A 15806-nucleotide genomic window follows, 5' to 3' on the forward strand; every position below is an offset into this window, starting at 1 on the left:
TCCGCTGCGCTCCGGTTCTCGAAAACCACGCCAGCCGACTCACCGGAACGAATTTCGAGCCAGACTCTCGGAGCTTCCGGCGCTCAGCGCCGGAAGCCGTCGGTCCGCGGCCCTTCCGACCGGCGGTCGGGGATCGCCCCGGCCTTCGCCCAGTCGTGCCGGACCCCGGCCGGAGCCCCGCGGCGATGCCGGCGGCGCGACCGCCCGGCCTCGACCCGCCGGCTTTCCTCCTGCAGCCGCAGCGTGATCGGACCATGCGTCGAGCCGTCCGGCTCTGGCGCCAGCCGCCGTCGCCACACCACCCGCTCGTGATGCGAGGCCGGCGGCAGCATCGGATAGGCTGCGGGCAACCCCCAGCGCCGGCGATACTCGGCCGGGGTGAGCCCATGCACCTCATCGAGGTGGCGGCCGAGGTCGCGGCAGCTCCGTCCGTCCTCCAGGCAGACCAGGAAGCCGAGCCCGATGGTCTCGGGCAGCGGCACCGGCGGCACCCGAACCGGCGTCGCGACGGGGCGACGCTGTTCGGCCGGGCGCCGCGACGGGCCGGAGAGATCGTCGAAGGTCGCCAGGATCCTGCCGACCAGCAGGGGATCTTCAGGCGCGGATGCGGGCTGGCGCGACCGGAAGGCCCGGGCGATCTCTGCGGCGAAATCCCGATGATGCGACATGAGGCGGCGGGGATCGATGTCCGACCCGGTCTGGTCCCGGCTCGCCTTTCGGCTCGCTTCGTCAAGCTGATCAACACGCATTCATTCGTCCTTCTGACGCACAGCTTTGATGCCGGCTCGACCCGGCAGAACCACTGCCGGCGAGGGCCCGCGAAGGCGCGCCATCGCCGCCCAACCGTGATTCCCCGGTCGGCCGACCGACCGACGTGGTGAAACCCCTCCCTTGGACTTCCTGTCGTTGATTGCAACCCGCCCGATGCATATTCGGATATTGTACGGCCCGAATCGCGAGATCAGCCTACCAGCAAGCGTGAGACAGGTTAATCCTTAAAAACTATTGCTGAAGACCGTTTCAAGATTAAGTCGCACAGCCAATCCTGCCGGCCAAGCCGACGCAAGAGATGGCACGATGTTGCGCAAGGCCGAAACCACACCCGGACTCCCGACGACCGCAGCCCGCCACAGGCTTGTCGCTGCCAATATCGGTAAAATATGCCGGGATTTCGACGCAAAGGCTTTCGGGATCTGTCCACAACTGGCCGGACGGGGCGAGGCCGCGCCGCGGCTCCGCCGATTCCAGGTGATCTCTACAACCTATGGATTGCAGTCCTTCAAGAATCGGAGACCGTCGGGGGCGCTCGTCGGCGGCTCCACGGTCCCGAGACCTGCCTTTTATGCCGCAGCCGCCGATCGATTCAGCATTGCGTTATCGTCTTGCGGAAATCGTACGAAACATCCTAAAATTGAAACTAGATTTTTTGCCATCCAGTGGAGGGAGGCGATCCGAATCCTTCGGCGGCCGCATTTTAGACGCGCCTCGCCCACGGACGGATCGCTAACTAAGAAAGAGCATCATGGCCCGCCCAAGCGAAACCGAGATCCTGAGGTTCACCAAAGAAATCGTTGTCGCCCATGCGTCCCGCAACACGCTCGACAGCGAGAGCCTTCTCGACCTGATCCGAAACGTCTACACCACCCTCAGCGCCACGCAAGGCCCGGCTGCCGAAGAAGGCGAGGCCGAGCGCGTGGAGGCCGCCCTCGTCCCGGCCGAGGCCGGCCAGGAGGCTGCACCGCTGGTCCCGGCGGTGCCGATCGAGGAATCGGTGACCCCGGACTACATCGTCTGCCTCGAGGACGGGCGCCGCTTCAAGACCATGAAGCGCTGGCTGCGGGCGACCTACGGGCTGAGCCCGGAGCAGTATCGGGAGAAATGGGGCCTGCCGCCGGACTATCCCCTGACGGCGCCCAACTACACCAAGGCGAAGTCGGCCGACGCCAAGCGGCAGGGCCTCGGCTCCGGCCGTCCCGCCCGCGTGGCCCGGGCCAGCCGGCCGGGCCGGCAGCGCGCCGCCCGCCCGAGCGAGAAGAAGACCAAGCCGTAGCCTGAGCCTGCGGCCGGCCGCCGCGGGACGCGGCCGGGTCCGGGAAGAAGTCTGCTCCGGCCTGACTTGAACGCGTCTGCGGCAAGGCTTTCGGACTCGACAGTCCGGCGTTATGTTCTATATTCGTTCCAGCCGTCACCGCGACCTGGACCGTCATGGGACATATCCAGCAACTGGCCTTCGCGCTCGGGCCGATCGAGATCAGGCCGGCCGCGCCGGCGCGGCCCCGGCCGAGCCCCCAGCCGGCCAAATCGACGACGACCGCCATCCAGCCGCTGCTGCTGCCGGAGGCGCCCGCCCCCTCTCCCGCCGCGCCCGCTGCGGAGGCCGTCCCCGCCGCCGTGACGCCGGCGCCTCCTCCCCCCGCAGCCGAGCCTGAATTCCGCCCGCCTTCCGCCCTCGATGCCCCGCCGGTGGCCGAGGACGCAGCGCCGGTGGAGGCCGCGCTGTATGTGGTGACCGGTTTCGCGCGGGGGCGCGAGCGGCGGCGAAGCGGATGGCGTCGACTGCCGGAGCAGGGTTTCGCCAGTCGGCGCCTGGCCGAAGCGCATGCGGCGCGGCTGCTGGCCTGCGGCCGTGCCGACGGCGTCATCCTGGCCCGGCAGACGGTCGGCGCGGAGATGGAGGCGATGGACGAGCCGGTGATCCTGGAGCGCCGCGGTGAGCTGCCGGCGGAGCTGCTGGAGGGCTGACACGGGAAGGACGTCGCAAGGGCCGCCTTCGCGACGCTCGGAGCAAGTCCGTCAATGGACGCCGCTCAACTGCCGCAGGCTCTGCCGCGCCCGGCCGAGACGCGAGCGGATGGTGCCGACCGGGACGCCAAGCGCGTCGGCCGCCTCGTCATAAGAGGCGCCGCCCACCGCGACGATCTCGAGCACCTCACGATGGTCATGGCTGAGCCGTGGCCACGAATCCTGGATCCGGGCGATGTCCACCCTCTGCTCCTGGTTGACCGGAACCGCGACCTCGCAATCCTCGATCTGGAATTGGCTGGCGGCGCGGCGGGATGCGCCGACGAATTTCGATAGGAAGATCCGGCGCATCATCACCACCAGCCAAGCCATCAGGTTGGTGCCGGGCCGCCAGAGATGGAATTTGCAGAAGGCGCGCATCAACGTCTCCTGCAGCAGATCCTCCGCATCCACCGGATCGCGGGTCAGCGACGCCGCGTAGCGCCGCAAATCGGGCATCTTCGGCGCCACCAGGGATGCGAAGCCGGCCGACGGGTCTCCCTTGATCCTGGTCATCGTTCTCCGCCCTCTCCTGCCCCGGCCTTTGGCCGAGCAAATTCTTTCCGCTCCCCGACGAGAGAGCACGAGCTCTCCGGCGGATGATGCGCGGTGATCGGCCGATCGATTGCCGATCTTGGAGTGAATTGAACCTGTAACCCTCGACAAGTTCCCAGGTTCCGCCGAATTTTCGGCGAAAACATTCCTTACCAGATGATCCTAACATCATAGGATGCTCCCCAATCAACTGAATACACTCGTTCCGCTTCGTCAGTTTTAACATATGATAAGAACTCGATTATTATGTCTGATGTAGCAAATACAACATTTGTTGGCATCCGCGCGGCGGATACCCGCTGCCGACCCTGGGGCTGGCATGTCCCGTCGCGGTCGACGAGACCGCTCCCGGCAAGTCGAACTTCGGGCCGCAAACATTCGTCAGACAAAGGGATTCCGGCTTCCGCAGCGGCGGCCGCCTGGCGTATGGAGACGATACGCCGCCGGACCGCCTGGTCCGGAGGAAAGTCGAGGTTCGGGCCAGGCCCACCGAGATCCGCCGCGTTCGACGGCGGAAAATGCCTGCGCGTCCTTGCGTAGGCGTCGAACAGGAGAAGGCAGGGAATGCTCAAGACCTATCTGACGGCGACGGCGGCAAGCCTTCTGGCCCTGACCGTTGCGGCCTATGCCCCCTCCGCGGCCGCGCAGGCCAAGGAGGAGGTCGAGGTGATGCACTGGTGGACCTCCGGCGGCGAGGCAACCGCCCTCAACGTTCTGAAGGAGCAACTGCAGAAGGAAGGCGTGACCTGGAAGGACGCGCCGGTGGCCGGCGGCGGCGGCGACGCGGCGATGACCGCGCTGCGGGCCCGGGTGACCGCCGGCGACAAGCCGACCTCGGTGCAGCTGCTTGGCCTCGCGGTTCGCGACTGGGCGGAGCAGGGCGTGCTGACCGACCTGACCCCGCTGGCCGAGAAGGAGCATTGGGCCGACCATGTCCCGCCGGCCGTTCAAGCCTTCTCGATCTATGACGGCAAGTGGGTCGCCGCGCCTGTCAACATCCACCGCACCAACTGGCTGTGGATCAACAAGAAGCTGCTCGACCAGGTCGGCGGCAAGGCGCCGACCAGCTGGGACGAGTTCCAGTCCCTGGCCAAGAAGTTCAAGGACGCCGGCATCACCCCCTTGGCCCATGGCGGGCAGGCATGGCAGGAGGCGACCATCTTCGACGCCATCGTCGTCGCCGTCGGCGGCAACGACTTCTACAGACAAGCTTTCGTCGACCTCGACCCCGAGGCGCTGGGCAGCGACACCATGCAGAAGGCGTTCGACCAGCTGCGCGTGCTGCGCGGCTGGGTCGACCCGAACTTCTCCGGCCGCGACTGGAACCTGGCCTCGGCCATGGTGATCAACGGCGAGGCCGGCATGCAGGTGATGGGCGACTGGGCCAAGGGCGAGTTCATCAAGGCCGGGCTGAAGCCGGGCGTCGACATCGTCTGCGTGCCCTATCCGGGCAGCGAGAAGGCGTTCATCTTCAACAGCGACCAGTTCGCCATGTTCAGCCTGGACGACAAGGCCCGGCAGGACGCGCAGCTGAAGCTGGCCAGCGCGATCGAGAGCCCGAGCTTCCAGGAGAGCTTCAACCTGGTGAAGGGGTCGATCCCGGCCAACACCGAGGTGAAGCCGGACAAGTTTGACCCCTGCGGCCAGAAGTCGATGACCGACCGCGACGCCTTCAAGGACACCGGCGGCATGCTGCCGAGCCTGGCCCATGGCCACGCCGCCTCGGCCGCGGTCAAGGGCGCGATCTACGACGTCGTCACCAATTTCTTCAACTCGAACCAGTCCTCCGCCGACGCGGCGAAGGCGCTGGTCGACGCCGTCGCGCTCGCCCAATAAGCTGCATGGGGGCCTGGTTTCCGGCCCCCGTTTTTCCCCGCCCCTGCTGTTTCGAGGGCCTGCCGATGGCCGCGATCTCCGAGCCCGCCGCCGCGGGTCGCCGATCCCCATTCGATTGGCTCCAGGCGATCCTGCCCAAGCTCGTCCTGGCGCCGTCCTTCGCCGTGACCATCGTCTGCGTTTACGGCTTCATCCTGTTCACGCTGTACCTGTCGATGACCAACTCGACGATGCTGCCCAGCTACCGCTGGGTCGGCTTCGTCCAGTACGCCAAGCTGTGGGCCGATCCGAAATGGACGGTCTCGCTGATCAACCTGGCGATCTACGGCGTGCTGTACATCACCATCAGCACCGGCATCGGCCTGCTGCTGGCGATCCTCCTCGACCAGCGGATCCGGATCGAGGGGGCGCTGCGGACCATCTACCTCTATCCGATGGCGATCTCCTTCATCGTCACCGGCACCGCCTGGAAGTGGATCCTCAACCCCGGACTCGGCCTCGACAAGCTGATGCACGACCTGGGCTGGACCAGCTTCACCTTCGACTGGCTGATCAACGGCGACATGGCGATCTACACCATCGTCATCGCCGGGGTGTGGCAGTCCTCCGGCTTCGTCATGGCGATGTTCCTGGCGGGCTTGCGCGGGGTCGACAACGACATCCTGAAGGCGGCCGCGATCGACGGCGCCACCCTGCCGCAGACCTACCGGCGGATCATCATCCCGCTGATGCGGCCGGTGTTCCTGTCGGCCTTCGTGGTCTCGGCCCATCTCGCGATCAAGAGCTTCGACCTGGTCATGGCGCTGACCGCGGGCGGGCCCGGCACCTCGACCTGGATGCCGGCGCTGTACATGTACAGCCTGACCTTCACCCGCAACCAGATGGGCCTGGGCGCCGCCAGCGCGGTGATCATGCTGGCCACGATCAGCGCCATCATCGTGCCTTATCTCTATTCCGAGCTGCGGGGTGCCCGCCGTGACTGACGCACCACTCATGGTTCCGGGCCCGCGCTCGACCTTGCAGGTCGCGCTGCGCTGCCTGCTCTTCGCCATCCTCGGCGTCTTCGCGCTGATCTACCTGTTCCCGCTCTTCGTCATGATCGTCACCTCGCTGAAGACGCTGGACGAGGTTCGCGCCGGCAACCTGCTGTCGCTGCCGCAGAACCCGACGGTGGAGCCCTGGATCGGCGCCTGGAGCACGACCTGCGTCGGGCTGACCTGCGAGGGGCTGAAGGGCTATTTCCTGAACTCCGTCCTGATGACGGTGCCGGCGGTGGCGATCTCGGCCGTGCTCGGCGCCCTCAACGGCTATGTCCTGACCAAGTGGCGCTTCCGGGGCGACAGCATCGTCTTCGCCCTGATCCTGTTCGGCTGCTTCATCCCGTTCCAGATCGTGCTGCTGCCGATGGCAACGACGCTGGGCTGGCTCGGCCTTGCCTCCTCCACCCCGGGGCTGGTCTTCGTCCACGTGGTCTATGGCATCTGCTTCACCACGCTGTTCTTCCGCAACTACTACGCCGCCTTCCCGGATGATCTGGTGAAGTCGGCGATGATCGACGGCGCCAGCTTCTTCCGCATCTTCTGGCGCATCCTGCTGCCGAATTCGGTGCCGATCATCGTGGTCACGGTGATCTGGCAGTTCACCAACATCTGGAGCGACTTCCTGTTCGGCGTGTCCTTCGCCGGCGGCGGCACCTCGATGCCGGTGACCGTGGCGCTGAACAACATCGTCAACAGCTCGACCGGGGTGAAGGAATACAACGTCCACATGGCCGCGGCGATCATCGCCGCCCTGCCGACCCTCGTCGTCTATGTGCTCGCCGGCCGCTACTTCGTGCGCGGCCTGATGGCGGGCGCGGTGAAGGGATAACCGCACCATGGCCTCTCTTTCGATCCGGAACGTGATCAAGCGCTACGGCGCCATCGAAATCCTCAAGGGCATCGACATCGACATCGATGACGGCGAGTTCCTGGTGCTGGTCGGCCCGTCGGGCTGCGGCAAGTCCACTCTCTTGAACATGATCGCCGGGCTCGACACCATCTCCGACGGCACCATCGCGATCGACGGAAAGCGGGTGAACGAGCTGCATCCGAAGGACCGTGACATCGCCATGGTGTTCCAGTCCTACGCCCTCTACCCGAACATGACGGTCGAGCAGAACATCGGCTTCGGCCTGGAGATGCGGGGCGTGCCGAAGGACGAGCGGGCCCGGGCGATTGCGGATGTCGCCAGGCTGCTGCAGATGGAGCATCTGCTGAAGCGCAAGCCCAGCCAGCTGTCCGGCGGGCAGCGCCAGCGCGTGGCGATGGGCCGGGCGCTGGTGCGCAACCCCAAGATCTTCCTGTTCGACGAGCCCCTGTCCAACCTCGACGCCAAGCTGCGCGTGGAGATGCGGACCGAGATCAAGAAACTGCATCAGCGGCTGAAATCGACCATCGTCTATGTCACCCACGATCAGATCGAGGCGATGACGCTGGCCACCCGCATCGCGGTGATGCGGGCGGGCGAGCTGCAGCAGCTGGGCACGCCGCGCGAGATCTACGACCGGCCGGCCAACACCTTCGTCGCCGGCTTCATGGGCTCGCCGCCAATGAACCTGATCAGGGCCAAGATCGTCGACCGGGGCGGCCCGCACGCCGCCATCGACCGGATGCAGGATGGCGAGATCGTGCTGCCGCTGCCGGCCAATGACGGGCTGCGCGGCGCCGCCGGGCGCGAGATCATCCTGGGCCTGCGCCCCGAGAACATCACCGACCCGCAGAGCGCCGCGGTCGCCGGCCCCGGCCCGGTGCTGGAGACCGACTGCCTGATCGAGGTGACCGAGCCGACGGGCCCGGATCTGATCGCCGTGGTCGAGATGGGCGGCAAGGAGGTGCTGGCCCGGCTGCGCCCCGACGCCGAGGCCCGCCCCGGCCAGCGCAGCCGGCTGGTCTTCGACATGGGCAAGGCCGTGGTGTTCGACGCCGGCACCGAGGCGCGCATCGCATGACGCCTCTCCGCATCGGCCTGATCGGCTACGGCCCCGCCGCCCGCGTCTTCCACGCGCCGCTGATCGCCGCCTGCCCCGGCACCGAACTGGCCGCGGCGGCGGTGCGGAATCCCGAGGCCGTCACCGACGCCCCGCCCGGCCTGGCCATCGTCACGGTCGACGCCCTGCTGGCCGATCCCGCGGTCGAGGCGGTGGTGGTGGCGACGCCGAGCGGCAGCCATCACGAAGTGGCGCGCCGGGCGCTCCTGGCCGGCAAGCATGTCGTGGTCGACAAGCCGGTCACCGTGACCGCGGCGGAGGCCGACGATCTGATCGCGCTGGCGGCGGAGCGGCGGCGGGTGCTGAGCGTGTTCCACAACCGACGCTGGGATGGCGACTTCCTGGCGCTGCGCGAGCTGGTCGCGGAGGGCCGGCTGGGCGCCGTCCACGCCTATGAGTCGAACTACGACCGCTTCCGCCCGACCGTGCGGGCGCGCTGGCGCGAGCAGGCGGTGCCCGGCTCCGGCCTGCATTACGACCTCGGCTCGCATCTGATCGACCAGGCGCTCGTGCTGTTCGGCCGGCCCGACCTGGTGCGGGCGGAGCTGCGCGCGATCCGCCCGGGCGCCGAGGCGGTGGACGACGCCGTCATCACCCTCGGCTTCGGCCCGGTGCGGGCCCTGCTGCGCTGCCGCGCTTTGGTGCCGGAGCCGCAGCCGCGCTTCGTCGTCCATGGCCGCAACGCCAGCTTCCGCAAGGACGGGATCGACCCGCAGGAGGACCATCTGCGCGCCGGCACCGTGCAGACCGAGCCGGAAACCGGCTGGCTGACCATCGGGCAGGAGACCGGCACGGCGGAGGCGCAGCCCGTGACGGTCGCGCCCGGCGGCTATGGCGCCTTCTATGACGGCTTCGTCGCCGCGGTGCGCGACGGCGCGCCGCCGCCGGTCGACCCACGCGACGCCCGCGACGTGATCCGGGTGATCGAGGCGGCGATTCAGAGCTCCACCACAGGGCGCGATGTCCGGCTGGAGTGGTAGGGCCAGGTCTGGTCCTGAACCCTCTCCTCCGTCATCCCGAGCGCGGCGCAGCACGGAGTGATGCGCCGCAGAACCGTGATCTCTTCGAGGCTGCGTCGAGATCCCGTGTCTGCGCAGCGGCACTTCGCGCCGCAGCGCGCACGGGATGACGCTGAATTGATGGACTCGCTGGCGCCTCAGCTCGACTGGCGTCGGACCAGGGAGAAGCCGAGGTCGATGATCCGGCCTTCGGCCGGCTGCGCGCCCTTGCCCAGCCGGGCCAGGATCAGATCGCCGGCGCGGCGCCCCATCTCATAGGCGGGGATCCGGATCGTGGTCAGGGCCGGCTGCAGCTGCCGGCCGATCTCCAGGTCGCCCAGGCCGACGATGGCGATGCGGCCGGGCACCTCGATGCCGCGCCGCTGGCATTCCAGCAGGCCGCCGACTGCCATCACGTCGGTGGCGAAGAAAATGCCGTCAAGATCCGGGGCGCGCGCGAGCAGCCGGTCGAGTGAGACCCGCCCGGCCTCGATCGACAGATCGGCGGGGGTCTCGCATTCGGGCGCGGCGGCGCCGGCGTCGACGAGGGCCTGCGTGAAGCCCGACAGCCGCGCCGCGGCCCGGCTTTCGGCCGAACCGACGAAGGCGCAGCGCCGCCGGTCGCGCCCGATGAGGTGCCGCGCCACCTCAACGCCGGCCGCGAAATTCGAAAAGCCGACGGCCATGTCGATCGGGTCGTCCGACAGCTCCCAGGTCTCGACCACCGGGATGCCATGCTGGCGCAGCAGAGTCCGCACCGCCTCGTCCTGCACGGCGCCGACCAGCACCAGCGCCTCCGGCCGGCGCCCGACCAGCGCCCGCACCAGCTGGCGGCGCTTCTCCTCGGAATAGGCATAGTCCGCGATCACCGGATGCAGCCCGGCGCCCTCGGCGGCGTCGGTGACACCCCGCACCGTCTCGGAGAAGACCGAGTTGCCGATGGTCGGCACCAGCACCGCCAGGATGCCGCTGCGGCGCGAGGCCAGGCTGCTGGCCGACAGGTTGGGGACGTAGCCCAGCGATTCGACCGCCGCATTGATCCGCGCCAGCGTCTCCGGTGACACCCGCCCCTCGCCGCGCAGGGCGCGCGACACCGTCATCGGGGAGGTGCCCGCCAGCGCCGCCACATCCTCGATGCGCGGCTTCCGTTTCGATGCTGTCTCGTCTCGCATGAAGCAGACCTTGAAGCGAAGCCGCAGCCGATTGCAAGCCGGCCGCAGGCGTTGACGACCCTGCGCGGTAACGCTACCGTTCCATCACGGTAGCGCTACCGAGCCCCAAGGGAGAAACGCCATGATCAAGGACGAGGAGGTCGCTGCGTATCGCAGGGACGGGGTGGTGGTGGTCGAGGACGTGCTGGACGCCACGCAGCTGGCCGAAGCCCGGCGGGTCGTGGCCGAGTTCATCGAAGGGTCGCGCGCGGTCGCCGCGCACACCGATGTCTACGATCTCGAGCCCGGGCACACGCCCGAAGCGCCGCGGGTGCGCCGGATCAAGACGCCGCACAGATACCATCCGCTGTTCTGGGACATCGCCCGGTCGCCCCGGCTGGTGGTGATCCTGCAGCGCCTGCTGGGGCCGGGCGTCCGGCTGCACGGGTCGAAGATCAACCTGAAGTCGCCGCAGTTCGGGTCTCCGGTCGAATGGCACCAGGACTGGGCCTTCTACCCGCACACCAATGACGACATCCTCGCCGTCGGGGTGATGCTCGACGACTGCACGGTTGAGAACGGGGCGATGCTGGTGCTGCCCGGAACGCATCAGGGCCCGGTCTACGACCACCATTCCGACGGTTATTTCTGCGGCGCCATGGACCCGGAGGCCTGCGGGCTGGACTTCAGCAAGGCGGTGCCGGCGGTCGGCCGCGCCGGGTCGATGAGCTTCCACCATGTCCGCGCCGTGCACGGCTCGGCCCAGAACACCTCGGACAAGCCACGTGCGCTGCTGCTCTACGAGTTCGCCGCGGCGGACGCCTGGCCGCTGATGGGCGTGCCGGACCTGGCGGAGTTCGACCGCCGCCTCGTGGCCGGCGAGCCTAGCATCACGCCGCGGCTGGCCGACGTGCCGGTGCGCATGCCGCTGCCGCCGGCGCCGCGCCAGGGTTCGATCTACGAGAACCAGAGCACGGCCAAGTCGCGCTATTTCGCGGACCGCAAGACCGCTGCTTGAGCAGAGCCCGTCCCGCACGGGGCTGGGCCGCTCGAACCATCAATAACCGGCCCGAGCCGGAGCGAGGGAGAGGGACGTCCCATGGGAAATGCACCCCCGCAGGGGGCGGGCGCGCCGAAGCGCCCGCTGACCCGGGTCATGTTCGCCGCGGCCGTGGGCTCGGCGCTGGAATGGTACGATTTCTTCATCTACGGCACCGCCGCTGCCCTGGTGTTCGGCGAGCTGTTCTTCCCGAAATTCGACCCCAATGTCGGCATGCTGGTGTCGCTGGCGACCTTCGGGGTGGGCTTCCTGGCCCGGCCTTTCGGCGGCCTGCTGTTCGGTCATCTGGGCGACCGCTGGGGGCGCAAGCCGGTGCTCGTCGTCACCATTCTGATGGTCGGCGGCAGCACCTTCCTGATCGGCCTGTTGCCGACCTACGACCAGATCGGCCTGTGGGCGCCGCTGCTGCTGGTGCTGATGCGCCTGCTGCAGGGGCTGGGGGCCGGCGCCGAATATGGCGGCGCGGTGCTGCTGGCGGTGGAATACGCGCCGGACGGGCGGCGCGGCTTCTTCGGCAGCTTCGCGCCGATGGGCGTGACCATCGGCAACCTGCTGGCCGCCGGCGTGTTCGGGCTGGTCACCCTGCTGCCGCATGAGGACCTGCTGGCCTGGGGCTGGCGCATCCCGTTCCTGATCAGTCTGCTGCTGCTGGGCTTCGGCGTGTTCATCCGGATGCGAATCGACGAGACGCCGGTCTTCGCCGAGACGCAGGAGCGGCAGCCGCCGATCCGGGCGCCGGCCCTAGCCGCGCTGCGCCGCCATCCACGCAACTTCGCCGTCGTGGTCGGGGCGCGAATGGCCGAGAACGGCCTGGGCTACCTGTTCCCGGTCTTCGGCCTCAGCTACATCATCAACACCCTGCACCTGCCGCGCGACGTGGCGCTGCTGGGCGTGTTCGGCGGCAACTTCGCCGAGATCTTCGGCATCCTGTTCTTCGGCTGGCTGTCGGACAAGGTCGGGCGGCGGCCGGTCTATATGGGCGGGGCGCTGTTCTCGGCGGTGTTCGCCGTGCCCTTCTTCATGCTGCTGAACACCGGCGACACCACCGCCATCCTGCTGGCCTTCGTGCTGATCATGGGCATCGGCGGCGGCGCGATGTTCGGGCCGCAGGCGGCCTATTTCGCCGAGCTGTTCGGCCCGCGGCTGCGGTTCAGCGGATTCGCCTTCGCGCGGGAGCTGGGGTCGATCCTGGCCGGAGGCCCCGCCCCGGCCCTGTCGGCGATGCTGGTGATCTGGTTCGACGGGGCGCCCTGGGGAGTCGCGCTGTACGTCATCGCGCTGTCGCTGATCACCGTCGCCGCCGTCTGGTGGGGACCGGAGACCAGCGAGAGCGACCTGCGGAAGGACTATTCGACGGCGGAGGAGCGACGGCCGGAGCGGACGCAGGCGGTCCCGGTCCGGCCGGTCGCCTAGGCTCAGGCCGCGGCGATCACCTCGATCTCGACCAGCCAGTCCGGCGACAGCGTCTGCGCCACCAGGGCCGTGGTCGGCACGACATGGCCCTGGAGCGCGGCGATACGCGCGGCCTGGTTGGCCTCGGCATAGGCCGGGTCGCGCAGATAGCTGGTGATCCGCACGATGTTGCGCACGGTCATGTCGGCGCTGGCCAGGATGGTGCGGATGTTCGACCAGATCAGGTCGAGCTGCTGCTCCAGCGTCGTGCCGGGGACGCCCTGGGCGTCGAGGCCCATGGTGCCGGCGACGTAGAGGATGCGGTTCGGCTGCCGCACCTCCAGCGCATGGATGTAGTCGGGCGTCGCCGGATAGATGCCGCTGGTCGGGTTGTGCGGAACGGTCTGCATGACTTCCCCCTTTCGCTTGCCCGCCCTGCATCGCATCGATCGGGACCGCCCGGCAACCCGCTGCGCTTGACAGCAGGGGAGCCGGCTTCCGACACTCCGCCCGCTCAAGAGCAAGAACATGGCGGAGGCTGGAGCATGAGTGAGGCGCAGGAGAGCCGGCTGACCGGCGGGCCGGACTATCGGCCGCTGAACGAGGCGTCGATCCGCCCCTATCTCGCCGGCCTGCCCGCGCTCCGCGACCGGCTGGGCGGCGACCCGGCCGGCTGGCACGTCACCGAGGTCGGCGACGGCAACCTGAACCTGGTGTTCATCATCCGCGGCGCCGCCGGCGGCCTCGTGGTCAAGCAGGCCCTGCCCTATGTCCGGCTGGTCGGCGACAGCTGGCCGCTGCCGCTGGACCGCGCCTGGTTCGAATGGCACGCACTATCCGAGCAGGCCCGGCATGTGCCGCATCTGGTGCCGAAGCTGCACCATTTCGATGCCGCCATGGCACTGATCGTGATGGAGTGGCTGACACCGCACATCATCCTGCGCAAGGGGCTGATCGCCGGCACCCGCTATCCGCATCTGGCCGGACACATGGCGGAGTTCCTGGCCCAGACCCTGTTCAAGACCTCCGATCTGCACGCCCCCGCTGCCGAGAAGAAGGCGAAGATGGCGCCGTTCTGCGCCAACACATCGCTGTGCAAGATCACCGAGGACCTGGTGTTCACCGATCCCTACCGGATCGCGCCTCTGAACCGCTGGACCTCGCCGCAGCTGGACGGCATCGCCGCCGAGTTCCGCGCCGACGCCGCCGCCAAGGTGGCGGTGCAGGAGCTGAAATGGGCCTTCCTGACCCGGGCCGAGGCGCTGGTGCATGGCGACCTGCACACCGGGTCGATCATGGTGACGGAGACGGACAGCCGCGCCATCGACCCGGAATTCGCCTTCTACGGCCCGATGGGATTCGACATCGGCGCCCTGCTGGCCAATTTCTTTCTGGCGTATTTCGCACAGGACGGGCACGCGACGGCAGAGGACGACCGCGCCGACTACCGCAGCTGGCTGCTGGTCCAGGTCGAGGCGATCTGGGCCGGGTTCGAGAAGCGGTTCCTGGAGCTGTGGCGCGCCGAAGGCAAGGGCGACGCCTTCGCCCGCGACCTGTTTGCCGACGGCGACGGCGCCCTGGCGCTGGACGCCCACCGCAAGGCCACCATGGCGCGGCTGTTCCGGGAGACCGTGGGCTTCGCCGCCGCCAAGATGATCCGGCGCATCCTGGGCTTGGCCCATGTCGCCGATCTCGAGACCATCGCCGACCCGGACCTGCGCGCAGCCTGCGAGACCAAGGCGCTGCGCCTGGCCCGCGCCTTCCTGGTCGAGCGCGACCGATTCACCGGCCCGGCCGATCTGCGCCACGCGGCCGAGACCGTTTTCCGCGAGGGTTGAGCCATGAAAATCGACGGACGTCCCTATCGCACCATCTGGCCGGCTGAGGACGGCTGGCGCGTGGTCATCATCGACCAGACCAAGCTGCCGCACGGCTTCGAGACGGTCGTGCTGGAAACCATGGAGCAGGCGGCCCACGCCATCCGCAGCATGCAGGTGCGCGGGGCGCCGCTGATCGGCGCCACCGGCGCCTACGGCCTGGCGCTGGCGCTGCGCGCCGACCCGTCCGACGCCAGCCTGGCCGCCGCTTATGACCGCCTCCTGGCCACACGGCCGACCGCGGTCAACCTGCGCTGGGCCCTGGACGATGTGCGCGGCCGGGTGGCGGCGCTGAAGCCGGCGGAGCGTGCGGCTGCCGCCTATCGCCGTGCCGCCGAGATCTGCGACGACGACGTCGCCACCTGCCGTGCCATCGGCGAGCACGGCCTGGCCGTGTTCCGCGAGACCTGGGAGCGGAAGGGCCGGCCGGAGCGACTGAACGTGCTGACCCATTGCAATGCCGGCTGGCTGGCCACGGTCGACTGGGGCACCGCCCTGGCGCCGATCTACATGGCCCATGACGAGGGGCTGCCGGTGCATGTCTGGGTCGACGAGACCCGGCCGCGCAATCAGGGGGCCAGCATCACCGCCTTCGAGCTGGGCCGCCACGGTGTTCCGCACTCGGTGATCGCCGACAATGTCGGCGGCCATCTGATGCAGCACGGCATGGTCGACCTGTGCATCGTCGGCACCGACCGCACCACCGCGACCGGCGACGTGTGCAACAAGATCGGCACCTATCTGAAGGCCCTGGCGGCACATGACAACGGCGTGCCGTTCTACGTCGCCCTGCCCTACACCACGATCGACTGGACCCTGACCGACGGCATCCGCCAGATCGAGATCGAGCAACGCGACGCACGCGAGCTGACCCACGTCACCGGCCGGACCGAGGACGGGCGGATCGAGACGGTCGGCATCCTGCCGGAGGGCAGCGCCGCTGCGAACTGGGCCTTCGATGTCACCCCGGCGCGCTACGTCACCGGGCTGATCACCGAACGCGGCGTCTGCCCCGCCAGCCGGGAGGGGCTGGCCGGGCTGTATCCCGACCAGGCGGCATAGGGACTCTGCCTCCCCGTCGGATCGTCGCCCCCTGATCTCATCCCTCGTCTGACCAGGGCCGCTTGA

15 protein-coding genes are annotated in these 15806 nt (G+C 68.5%); 11 read left to right on the plus strand and 4 right to left on the minus strand.

Annotated features, from left to right (window positions below):
• Positions 1–83 precede the first annotated feature (83 nt).
• On the minus strand, positions 84–749 hold the full coding sequence (locus KXR53_RS31725) for a MucR family transcriptional regulator (protein WP_437379617.1): 666 nt from the start codon (positions 747–749) through the stop codon (positions 84–86).
• Positions 750–1522: 773 nt separating this feature from the next.
• On the opposite strand from KXR53_RS31725, the gene KXR53_RS31730 reads away from it, so the two are divergent.
• Together KXR53_RS31730 and KXR53_RS31735 are read left to right on the plus strand one after the other, a co-directional pair.
• Positions 1523–2050 carry a MucR family transcriptional regulator gene (locus tag KXR53_RS31730; protein ID WP_437379618.1) on the plus strand — a complete coding sequence of 176 codons (528 nt, stop codon included), beginning with the start codon at positions 1523–1525 and terminating at the stop codon, positions 2048–2050.
• Between the two features lie 155 nt (positions 2051–2205).
• A complete protein-coding gene (locus KXR53_RS31735; protein ID WP_437379619.1) occupies positions 2206–2742 on the plus strand; it encodes a hypothetical protein in 537 nt (178 codons plus the stop codon).
• A gap of 51 nt (positions 2743–2793) precedes the next feature.
• On the opposite strand, the gene KXR53_RS31740 is transcribed toward KXR53_RS31735, so the two are convergent.
• Entirely contained in the window at positions 2794–3297 is a 504-nt protein-coding gene (locus KXR53_RS31740) for a sigma-70 family RNA polymerase sigma factor (RefSeq protein ID WP_437379620.1), read from the minus strand.
• 603 nt (positions 3298–3900) lie between these two features.
• Between KXR53_RS31740 and KXR53_RS31745 the strand changes: the two genes are divergently transcribed.
• The 5 genes from KXR53_RS31745 (at position 3901) to KXR53_RS31765 (ending at position 9180) form a co-directional block, all read left to right on the plus strand.
• The gene (locus KXR53_RS31745; protein ID WP_437379621.1) at positions 3901–5172 is read left to right on the plus strand and encodes an ABC transporter substrate-binding protein; all 1272 of its coding nucleotides are present in this window, start codon (positions 3901–3903) and stop codon (positions 5170–5172) included.
• 65 nt (positions 5173–5237) lie between these two features.
• A complete protein-coding gene (locus KXR53_RS31750; protein ID WP_437379622.1) occupies positions 5238–6155 on the plus strand; it encodes a carbohydrate ABC transporter permease in 918 nt (305 codons plus the stop codon).
• 10 nt (positions 6156–6165) lie between these two features.
• Positions 6166–7041: a carbohydrate ABC transporter permease gene (locus KXR53_RS31755; protein ID WP_437379653.1), complete on the plus strand. Its 876-nt coding sequence runs from the start codon at positions 6166–6168 to the stop codon at positions 7039–7041.
• Between the two features lie 7 nt (positions 7042–7048).
• Positions 7049–8161 carry an ABC transporter ATP-binding protein gene (locus KXR53_RS31760; RefSeq protein ID WP_437379623.1) on the plus strand — a complete coding sequence of 371 codons (1113 nt, stop codon included), beginning with the start codon at positions 7049–7051 and terminating at the stop codon, positions 8159–8161.
• Positions 8158–9180 (plus strand): Gfo/Idh/MocA family oxidoreductase, encoded by a 1023-nt coding sequence (locus KXR53_RS31765; protein ID WP_437379624.1) that lies wholly within the window; start codon positions 8158–8160, stop codon positions 9178–9180. The genes KXR53_RS31760 and KXR53_RS31765 overlap by 4 nt, the downstream gene beginning before the upstream one ends.
• A gap of 176 nt (positions 9181–9356) precedes the next feature.
• Here KXR53_RS31765 and KXR53_RS31770 read toward each other — a convergent pair whose 3' ends face one another.
• Positions 9357–10370 carry a LacI family DNA-binding transcriptional regulator gene (locus KXR53_RS31770; protein ID WP_437379625.1) on the minus strand — a complete coding sequence of 338 codons (1014 nt, stop codon included), beginning with the start codon at positions 10368–10370 and terminating at the stop codon, positions 9357–9359.
• A gap of 121 nt (positions 10371–10491) precedes the next feature.
• On the opposite strand from KXR53_RS31770, the gene KXR53_RS31775 reads away from it, so the two are divergent.
• Together KXR53_RS31775 and KXR53_RS31780 are read left to right on the plus strand one after the other, a co-directional pair.
• Positions 10492–11367 (plus strand): phytanoyl-CoA dioxygenase family protein, encoded by an 876-nt coding sequence (locus KXR53_RS31775; RefSeq protein ID WP_437379626.1) that lies wholly within the window; start codon positions 10492–10494, stop codon positions 11365–11367.
• A gap of 81 nt (positions 11368–11448) precedes the next feature.
• Positions 11449–12822: an MFS transporter gene (locus KXR53_RS31780; protein WP_437379627.1), complete on the plus strand. Its 1374-nt coding sequence runs from the start codon at positions 11449–11451 to the stop codon at positions 12820–12822.
• Positions 12823–12824: 2 nt separating this feature from the next.
• On the opposite strand, the gene KXR53_RS31785 is transcribed toward KXR53_RS31780, so the two are convergent.
• On the minus strand, positions 12825–13211 hold the full coding sequence (locus tag KXR53_RS31785; RefSeq protein ID WP_437379628.1) for a RidA family protein: 387 nt from the start codon (positions 13209–13211) through the stop codon (positions 12825–12827).
• Between the two features lie 135 nt (positions 13212–13346).
• On the opposite strand from KXR53_RS31785, the gene mtnK reads away from it, so the two are divergent.
• Positions 13347–14639, plus strand: a complete 1293-nt coding sequence (gene mtnK / locus KXR53_RS31790; protein ID WP_437379629.1) for an S-methyl-5-thioribose kinase — start codon at positions 13347–13349, stop codon at positions 14637–14639.
• A 3-nt stretch (positions 14640–14642) separates the two neighbouring features.
• Complete coding sequence (gene mtnA / locus KXR53_RS31795; RefSeq protein WP_437379630.1) at positions 14643–15740, plus strand: S-methyl-5-thioribose-1-phosphate isomerase; 1098 nt, start codon at positions 14643–14645, stop codon at positions 15738–15740.
• Positions 15741–15806: the final 66 nt, after the last annotated feature.

This window comes from Inquilinus limosus, from assembly GCF_051487185.1.
GTDB lineage: Bacteria > Pseudomonadota > Alphaproteobacteria > DSM-16000 > Inquilinaceae > Inquilinus > Inquilinus limosus_F.